2 pseudogenes are annotated in these 2,640 nt (G+C 63.3%); both read left to right on the plus strand.

The features are described from left to right. Nucleotides 1–773, plus strand: a pseudogene (locus QZX93_RS23200) (transposase); the annotation flags it as partial. 300 nt (nucleotides 774–1,073) lie between these two features. Further along, a pseudogene (locus tag QZX93_RS23205) lies at nucleotides 1,074–2,640 on the plus strand (hypothetical protein); the annotation flags it as partial.

A 2,640-nucleotide genomic window follows, 5' to 3' on the forward strand; every position in this document is an offset into this window, starting at 1 on the left:
CGGTGGCGATGCACCTGACGCCGGCCTCCCACGCCGAGCAGATCGAACTGCGCGTCATGCTCAAGGAGACCTTCACCGAGACCCCCGAACTGGCTGAACGCTGCCGCGACTTCAGCGCCGATCGTGGCCTCGATAGTGCCGAGACCAAGGCCCTGCTATGGGACATCTACGACATCCGCCCCTTGATCGACACCCGCGAACTGTGGCGGGAAGAGAAGCAGCATCCCGACTACGATCCGTCCAAGCCGATCACACGCCCCCTCTTTCCCGAGCGCGTGGATACCATCGTGCATACCGAAAAAGGCAGCGTCCACTGTATTTGTCCGCAGACCGGCGAACAGCGCGATTTGGCTTTCCAAGGCTTCGAGGCCGATCGCAATACAATCAAATACCGCTGCCCGGCCGCCGCCTATGGCTTGGAGTGCCAGGGTCGTGAACGCTGCCATCAGGCCGGCGGAGTCGCGCCCGGGGAGTATGGGCGTATCGTGCGCATCAGCCTTAATGACCATGATCGACGCATCTTCGTGCCGACGCCGCACGGCAGCCCCAGTTGGCACCGCGGTTACAACCGGCGCAGCGCCCTGGAGCGAATCAATAATCGCATCGACAACAGCTTCGGCTTCGAGCGGCATTTCATCCGCGGCTTGGCGAAGATGCAGACCCGGGTCGGCTTGGCCCTGGCGGTGATGATGGCCATGGCGCTGGGACACGTCAAAGACGGTCGCATTGAGCAGATGCGCTCGCTGGTTCAGCCCATCCCAGCGACCGGCTAAACTCTGCCGCGACCGCGTTCCGGTCAGGCCGCCCGCGCGTCGCCTGACGGGCGTGGCTGTCTGCGGGACGGAACTTGTTAAGGAATCTTCGCAATTGGGTGCCGCGGTACCCCGATTTCGACGGCGCCCGCGAGAAAACCCCAGCGCGCCAGGCCCGCCTGTCCCCAACCTCGCGCGGTGGCGCCCGCGAAAAACGCCCCAGCGCAAATGTCTCTGAGCGGCACGCGACTTGACGATTAGACTGTCGCCAACGCAGAGTCTTCCCTTTACCTCTGGTTGCCTTTGAGGAGATCAAAGACGGTGCTTGACCCCCGCATTTGTGATGACCTTCAGACGACCCGTGCGCGCCTGATGGAGCAAGGGACGCTGCTGACCAAGGACGCGCTGAACGCCTGTTATGACCTGTTCCGTCGGCGCTTCGGCCCGGAGGTGCTCGCCGGTTTGGATGGCGAGGAACTGCTCAACCTGATGCACCTTCACGGAAACCACGACAGCCTGGTGTACTGGCTCGAGTTCAAGGACGACGAGGAATTTCCGGTCCGATTCGGTAGCATCGCCGGCGGCAGCGCGCTCAAGTTCGGTCTCTACCGCAGGAATGAGACCGGCGAATGGATGACCGGTGCCCCCACCCAGCAGCGGAAAATCGAGATCGGAGAGGCAGTCTCGATAGCCCGCCGCCATCGTGATCAACTCATCGCCGGTGCGAGACTGCTTGAGGCCCTGCCGACCGTGGGAACACCCGCCGACTACGCGGAGCTACAGCGGCGGATGGATGAGGTCGCACGGGACGTGAGCCGCCTGGCCTGGGGCCACAAGTACCTGAGCCTGCTCTATCCCGAACGGCTGGACGACTACCACTCCGAAGGGCATCAGCGGTTTCACCTGATCAAGCTCTTGCAGACGCCGCCGGAGCAATCCGGCCGCTATGTGATCGCTGAGCCTTTCACGGCGATAGCGCGCGAACTCGACTGGCCTATGAACCACCTTACGACGGTGTTGAACGAGCGCAATGGTGGCCGCCCCTATCGGGTCTGGCGCATCGGCACCGTCGTGTATGACGATACGGATATTTGGCCTTTGATGCGCGATCGTCCGGTGGTCGCGATCGGCTGGCATGAACTCGGCGATTTGGGTTGGCTGGATGACTCGGCCGAAGGTCTAGATCGTCTCAAACAGGCGCTACGGGATGCCAACTACCCCGAGCCCAACCAATTGGGTGTTGCCTCCCGTAAGGCAGGCGAGATCCGCAACTTTGTCAGCACCATCGCGGCGGGGGATCTGGTGGTCGCCTGCAACGGACAAACCGTACGCGGCATCGGGCGCGTGACCACGGACGCTTATCGGTACGATCCGTCACCCGAACCGCTGGCCCCCCATCATCGGGCGGTGCAGTGGCTGGACATCGCGGACTGGCAACTCCCCATCTTCGAGGGGCCGCACACTACGGTGTTTCGGCTGCGCAAGTACCCAGAGAACCTCGTGGCCATCGAAAACCGACTGCTCGATGCGGTGCCCCCACCCCATCCCGTGCCCGAACCGCTCCAGATGCTCTTGCTCGATGGTATTTCCGGTGAACTTCAGGCAATCCTGGAGCGCAAAGGGCAAGTGATTCTCTACGGCCCGCCCGGCACCGGCAAGACCTGGCACGCCCGCCGGACCGTCCAGGACTTGGCGGCGATCAAAGCGTTCGTTAAGCGTTATGCGGACCTTGACCCGCCGCAGCAGGCCGAGGTAGACGGTGATCGGGCAAAGCCGGGCCTGGTGCGGGTCTGCACCTTCCACCCCGCCTATGGCTACGAGGATTTCCTGGAAGGCTACCGCCCGGTCACCGGCACCGGCGGCCAACTGAGCTTCGAGCGGCGCGACG

Origin of the sequence: uncultured Thiodictyon sp. (genome assembly GCF_903946935.1) — a bacterium.
Taxonomy (GTDB): Bacteria; Pseudomonadota; Gammaproteobacteria; order Chromatiales; family Chromatiaceae; genus Thiodictyon.